The organism is Schlesneria sp. (genome assembly GCF_036405755.1).
Lineage (GTDB): Bacteria > Planctomycetota > Planctomycetia > Planctomycetales > Planctomycetaceae > Schlesneria > Schlesneria sphaerica.
Window position 1 is genome coordinate 1 of sequence record NZ_DASWWZ010000600.1, and the last position, 7,575, is coordinate 7,575.

General features: G+C 58.9%; 2 protein-coding genes. Both read left to right on the forward strand.

From position 1 onward, the window contains the following. Positions 1-6,407, forward strand: a 6,407-nt coding sequence (gene uvrA / locus VGE80_RS19935) for an excinuclease ABC subunit UvrA (protein WP_440593873.1), incomplete at its 5' end; no start/stop codon positions are given. A 172-nt stretch (positions 6,408-6,579) separates the two neighbouring features. Next, a partial coding sequence (locus VGE80_RS19940; RefSeq protein ID WP_440593874.1) for an oxidoreductase occupies positions 6,580-7,575 on the forward strand: 996 nt, incomplete at its 3' end.

Genomic DNA, 7,575 nt, shown 5'->3' on the forward strand with positions numbered 1-7,575 from the left:
GCCTGGCCGAAGACAGCTTCTTCAAATCCAAATGGCGTGATCTGCCCGAAGCGGCAAAGCGATTGTTCCTGTTCGGAACCGGCAATCGAAATATCACCTTCACCTATAAGTCGGGCGGTAACACCTGGAAACGGGGCGGAACGTACGCGGGTTTCATCCCGGAACTTCTGGACGAATACCGCAAGACGCGCAATCCGATGCGGCGCGTGCAACTTGAAAAGTACATGCATGAAACAGGCTGTAATAGTTGCCAGGGACGACGACTGAATCCCGAGGCCAGCAGCTATCGCCTGACGTCACGAAGTGCGTCCCTCGCGCGAACCGAACTTCAGACGCTGCGTGAGAAGCAGTTCGCGTCCCCGTCGGCTGCACAGGCAACACCACCTTCAACGTCCAAACGGAAAAAGCCTGCGCGAGAAAGTGAACTGACGGTAGCGACTGCCGTGGAAAGCTTGTCGCTACCCGAAGTCTGCTCACTCAGCACACTCGCCGCGTGGGAATTTTTCGGCGATCTGGAACTGTCGGAAACGGGTCAGTTTATTGCTGAGGAGGCCCTCAAGGAGATTCGCGGCCGGCTCAGCTTCCTGCTGCGATGCGGACTCGACTATCTCACGCTCGACCGGACCGCCCCGACCTTGTCTGGTGGGGAAACCCAGCGAATCCGGCTGGCCGGGCAGATCGGTTGCGGTTTGGTGGGGGTCGTCTACATCCTCGATGAACCGTCAATCGGCCTGCATCCTCGTGACAACGTGATGCTGCTGGACAGCCTGAAGGATCTGCGTGATCAGGGGAATACGGTGATCGTCGTCGAACACGATGACGAAACCATGAAGGCGGCTGACTACATCGTCGATTTCGGACCGGGCCCCGGCGTTCGTGGGGGTGAAATTGTTGCCCAGGGTACTGTCGAAGACATTCGAAATTCAGAGCGAAGTGCGACCGGTGCCTTCCTGAGCGGTCGTCGTTCGATCGAGATTCCCAAGGTCCGCCGACCGGGCAACGGCCATGCGATCGAGATTCACGGAGCGACCCACCACAACCTCCGGAATGTCTCGGTGAAATTTCCCTTGGGGAAGTTCATCTGCGTGACCGGGGTCAGCGGTTCCGGAAAGAGCTCTCTGGTCAATGACATCCTGTGGGAAGTCCTCAACCGCGATATTAATAAGGGAACCGGCAACCCGGGGTCCTACACCCAAGTGACGGGTCTTGAACAGATCGATAAGGCGATCGACATCGACCAGAGTCCGATCGGACGAACCCCCCGGTCGAATCCCGCGACGTACGTCAAACTGTTTGATCTGATCCGAGACCTCTACACGCAGTTGCCCGAATCGAAAGTTCGCGGTTTCAAGCCCGGACGGTTCTCTTTCAACGTCCCGGGTGGACGCTGCGAGGCGTGTGAAGGGAATGGCGCCAATAAACTGGAAATGGATTTCCTCGCGGATATCTGGGTGACGTGCCCCGTCTGCCAGGGGAAACGGTTCAACAAAGAGACCCTGGAGGTTCGCTTCAAGGGAAAGAGCGTCAATGATGTCCTCGAAATGGACATTCAGCAGGGCCTTGAGCATTTCGAAAACCATCCCAAACTCGTGAAGTCGCTCCAGACGCTTCACGATGTTGGGATGGACTACATGAAGCTCGGTCAGCCGTCGCCAACACTGTCCGGTGGCGAAGCACAGCGAGTCAAACTGGCGAAAGAGCTGAGTAAACGCTCGACAGGCAAGACGGTCTACATTCTGGATGAACCGACGACCGGACTGCACTTCGTCGACATTGAACACCTGCTGCGCGTGCTTCACGGCTTCGTCGAGGCGGGGAATACCGTCATCGTCGTCGAACACAATCTCGACGTGATCAAAACGGCCGACTGGGTCATTGACCTTGGCCCCGAAGGGGGTTCCGGTGGTGGACGAATTCTGGCCGAAGGAACGCCTGAAGAGGTAATGAACTGCGAGGAATCTCACACAGGACGAGCACTGAAAACAGTGCCGGGCATGGTTCCTGCTTCGACGCCCCGCGGTAAGAAGAAGGTTTCAAAGGTCAACGCAAACAAGGAGGAAGTGACTGCCCTCGCCCCTTACTCAGCACTGGCCGCCGGTGCACCCCGGTGGCAGACGTCGGTTGCGCTCAGCGAGGCACCCGATGGTGCAGACACGTCGATCGTCGTTCGTGGTGCTGCGCAGCACAACCTTCAACACCTTGACCTGAAGATTCCGCGAGACCAGATGAGTGTTTTCTGCGGTCCGAGTGGATCGGGAAAAAGTTCTCTGGCCATGGACACCCTCTACGCCGAGGGACAACGCCGGTACGTCGAATCTCTGTCCTCTTACGCGCGCCAGTTCCTGGGTCAGATGCCCAAGCCGCGCGTCGAACACATTCACGGACTGCAACCCTCGATTGCCATCGAACAGAAAACGGTTGGCAATACACCTCGCTCGACTGTCGGGACTGTCACCGAGATCTACGACTATCTCCGTATTCTGTACGCGCGTCTCGGAACGCAGTTCTGCCCGGACTGCGGCATCGCTGTGAAGTCGCAAACCGTCGATGATGTCATCGAACGACTGCTTGAGACCGTCCCCGCCGATGACGCTTCTTCAACAGACGGGCAGACCGCGCCCTCTGCCAGTAAGGGAACACGAGTTCTGATTCTTGCTCCACAGGAAGTCACCGTCGGCCAGCAGTACTCCAAGCTGTGGGAACGTCTTGCCGAACAAGGTTATCGTCGCGTTCGCATCGACGGCGTCACGCATGCACTCGATTCGGTCCCCGAAATTGACCGCAAACGGAAGCACAACGTCGAAATCGTGGTCGATCGCATTACGCTTTCACGCGCGGGCCGGTCCCGTCTGGCGGAATCGGTCGAACTGGCGTTCGACGTCGGTAAGGGCCTGATCCGCGTCGCGTTCGTCGATGAAGACCGCGATGAGAAAAAGTGGAAGGTGCAGCCATTCAGCCTCTTCCGCGCCTGTGAATCCTGCGGGCGGGGATTCGAGGAACTGGCTCCTCACAACTTTTCGTTTAATAGCCCCCTCGGCTGGTGCCATTCCTGCGAAGGGATCGGCGTTCAGCAAGGGACGAATCTGGGAGCACTCATTTCGGACCAGACACGGTCCCTGGCACAAGGATCGGTCAGTGCGTGGCCCGATCCCGCGAAATCTCCCCTCTTCCGGCAGATGCTGGCCGCGATGGCAAAAGAATGCGATATCCCGCTGGATGTCCCCTTCTCGCAACTCGATGCGGCCCAGCAGCGAGCCGTTCTGTTCGGTACCGGCGACACCTGGATTCCACTGTCACTCGGTTCGCCCGATCAGGCCTCGACCGCAAAGAAAGGTGCCAGGGACAAGTCGCCCCGTGGGACGCTCCGTTTTCAATACAAGGGGCTTTATCCCGCGATCGAGCAGGCGGCGAGCTTGTCATACGAATACCGTATGAAATTCTTCGAACTCGTCGGAGAAGTCCCCTGTGCCGCCTGCCAGGGAAGTCGCCTGCGTGATGACGCATGCGCGGTGAAGCTGATGACCCCGCGCAAGGGGATCGCCGCAGATGTACCCCCCGCCGATTCCCGGACGAGCCATTCGCATCTTGACGGAAACGTGGGCAAGACGCTGAAACAGCTATGCGATCTCCCTCTGCGCGAGACACTCGAGTATCTGAACAATCTCAACCTGACTCCTTCGCAGAAGAGAATCGCGGGTGACCTGCTGGACGAAGCCACGTCCCGGCTGAAGTTTCTCGTGGATGTCGGGCTTCACTACCTCACTCTGGGAAGAACTCTCCCCACACTCTCCGGGGGAGAAACCCAGCGGATTCGCCTGGCGGGTCAGATTGGTCGCGCCCTGACCGGCGTCCTGTACGTCCTCGACGAACCCACCATTGGGCTGCACCCCAGCGACAACGGGCGCCTGCTCTCGGCACTCATCAAGCTGCGAGATCTCGGCAATACCGTGGTGATGGTCGAGCATGATCGCGAAGTGATCCAAGCTGCGGACCGCCTTTACGACTTCGGCCCGGGTGCCGGACGCTTTGGAGGTACGGTCACCGCCCAGGGGTCTCCGGCGGAAATCAATCAGAGCGAACTCTCGTTGACCGGCAAATTCCTTTCGGGTCGCGAAGAGATCAAAATTCCGCTCGAACGCCGCATGCAGCGAATTGGGGCGACCTCCACTGAGGCACCTCAAACAGGTCCCGCTCCGAAGAAGACCCGGAAAAAATCGTCGAAAAGCGCGGCCGCCCCCCCTGCGGAAACGCTGTCCGCCGTCGCTTCGACCCAAAGGGGACGCCCCGGCAGCATTCACGACACCTATCAGGTCCCACCCGGTGGGGGCTGGCTGGAACTGCTGGGTGCTCGTCAGCACAATCTCCGCAACGTCGATTTGCGGATCCCCTTGGGAACCCTGACCGCAGTGACCGGGGTGAGCGGCAGTGGCAAGAGTTCCCTGATCGATGATACGCTCGCCCGCGCCATCTCACGAAAACTCAATCGAGCCACGGCACAGGCGGGTCCCTATGACGAACTGAACGGACTTGAGTTTCTCAGCAAGATCATCGTGGTCGACCAGCAACCGCTCGGAACGACCCCCGCATCCAACCCCGCGACTTACACAGGTGTCTTCGAACACATTCGTGAACTCTTCTCGCGACTGCCCGAAGCCAAGGTCCGTGGCTACAGCGCGACCCGCTTCAGCTTCAACAGAACGGGTGGCCGCTGCGAGACCTGCGAGGGGAATGGTCAGAAACTGATCGAAATGCACTTCCTTCCCGATGTCTGGGTGGAGTGTGATACCTGCCGGGGCAAACGCTACAACGCCGAAACGCTCGCGGTGACCTATCGCGGCAAAAGCATCGCCGACGTGCTGGAAATGTCGATCGGACAGGCATTGGAACTGTTCAGCAACATTCCCAAAATTCGCGGCCCGCTATCCGTCCTGGCCGCGATCGGACTCGACTATCTCACGCTGGGACAGCCCGCCCCGACCTTGTCCGGCGGCGAAGCGCAGCGCGTGAAACTGGCGGCAGAACTGTCTCGACCCCAATCGGGCAAGACCCTGTATTTACTTGATGAACCGACCACGGGTCTGCACTTCGACGACATCCGTAAACTGCTCAAGATTCTCAACAGTCTCGTCGACGCTGGAAATACGGTCGTTGTCATTGAGCATAATCTTGACGTCATTAAAACCGTCGACTGGATCGTCGATATCGGACCGCAAGCCGGAGCCGAAGGGGGCTGGATCGTCGCGGAAGGGACTCCCGAAGACGTCGTCCAGCGGGCAGGCGAATACGCCCATGCGGCGGCGTCCGCTACCACCAACGGTTCATTGACCCGGACCGCACATCGCAGCTTTACGGGCGAGGTTCTGGCCAGCGTGCTGGCAGAAGGGGGACGAGGCCACCGAGAGACGTTCGACGCGGAAGCCGCTCGGAAGAAACAGTCGGGCGATCTCGACCCATCCAAGATTGGTGCCGATGCCAGGATGCCCTGGGAGGTCGACGGCCTCAAGTGGCATACCGTGGATGGCCTGGCCAATAATGGACGACCACGTCGCTGGAAAGGAAGCATCCTCGCCAGCCTGATCGAGACGATCGAGGCAACAGACGAGTTCAGTCCGCCTGACTGGAATGAACGAAGCACCGTTGAGATCGCTGCCAAAACGCGTAGCTTCGGCTGGTTCCTGCATGCCTATACCGGTGATGAATGGCTGCTGACGCTAAAGTTCCGGTTGCCGAAGCGAACCTTCGTCCAGGAAACGCTCGCTGCAGAACTGGCCCTGAAAGATGTCAATGATCTGGACGACATTCCGGTCTATAACCGTCAGCCACGAGTGCGGATCAGGCCTTCGACCAACGGTCCATTCGAAGACATCACGATCTCGATTGTTGCTCCGGAAGACACACAAAGCCCCGCGTTCCAACGATTCCTGACGAAAGCCATCGAGGCCTTCGTCAGCCGTGCGCGCCCCGAAGCGCTGAATCTCGAAGACCTGACCCCCTGGAAAAAACTGGGCCGAAAGTGGCACCTGATGCGCAAGGGCTTCCTGCAGGGAACCATCGAATGGGAACCGGCCGTACTGGAAGACATGGCGGCGCTTCTCGAGAAACTTCTGCCGTCTGTCGAAGTCGATTGGACGAACAAGGTCGTCGTGCACTACACCCGCGGCAAGACCCCGGTCGTCAGCCTGGTGACCAAGCGGCCCGCCGCTCTGGAATGCATGATCTACGTTCCAGCGGGCTCGGTTCAGTTAGGGCAGATCACGGGATTCGGCATTGATCCGGAAGTCGCAGCACGCGACAAAGCGGGCCTCGACGCAGTCAAATTGCGGTTTACCCGGCGCGAACACGTGAATTCGAAACCATTCCAGAAGTTCCTGAAGGATCTCTGGTCGGCTTCTCAGCCTGAATCCTGACACACCCCTGACGTGAACTTGCTGCGTGCGATTTCTGACCGCCAGTCCGGTATGATCCCGACGTCGCTTTGTTGCCCCGTCGGACCGGACCTCGCGTTGCGCCTTGCCGCGCTCACCGCACGAGTGCGCATCCCGGATGTCGGTCGGGCTCATCTCCCAAGAGCAAATTTCGATGGCACGCTACTTTCAATTCAAAACCGCTGACGAACTGGTTCAGAAGGCGAAGGAACTGGGGAGCGATTTGCCCTCGTCCGCGAACTTCTCACCTCTCTTCCAACCGGCGACGGTCGGCCGACTGCATGTCGGGAACCGGTTCTGCATCCAGCCGATGGAAGGGTGCGACGGGACACTCGACGGAGCCCCTGACGAACTGACCTACCGTCGCTATCGCCGGTTCGGCGGTGGAGGAGCGAAGCTGATCTGGGGTGAGGCGACAGCCATCGCAGAAGATGCCCGAATGAATCCCCGCCAGCTCTGGCTGCATGAAGGGAGCGCCAGTGCGATTGAGCAGATGCTGGCTGGTTGTCGCGCTGCTCACCGTGACGTCTATGGTTCCGACGGCGGCCTGGTGATCGGACTCCAACTGACGCATTCAGGACGATACTGCTTTCGTCGTCCACAGATCGCCATGCACGATCCGTTGCTCGATCCGTTCACCCTGGACAAATCGACCGGCAAAACGATTGACGCCTCGTTCCCGCTGCTCAGTGATGATGATCTGAAGCGAATCGAAGACCAGTACCTCGTTGCGGCGAAACTGGCTGCCCGAATCGGCTGTGACTTCATCGATATCAAACAATGCCATCGATACCTGCTGTCGGAATTGCTCGCCTCGACCAACCGGCCAGGCGAATACGGCGGTCGCCTCGAGAATCGAACGCGCCTGGTACGGAACATCATCCGACGTTGCCGGGATGATGTTCCTTCCATCGAAATCGGGTCACGCATCGGTGTCTACGATGGGATCCCCTATCGCAAGGATGCTGAAGGCGTAGGCATCCCTGTCCCTCATACCGGGCTCCTGCTGACGAGTTTCGGCGTTGATCCTAACGATCACACCCGCTGGAAACCGGATGAGCCCCTGCAGGTGGCACGCTGGCTCACGGAAGAGGGCGTTTCACTGCTCAATGTCACTATGGGAAATCCTTATGCGAACCCACATGTCCTC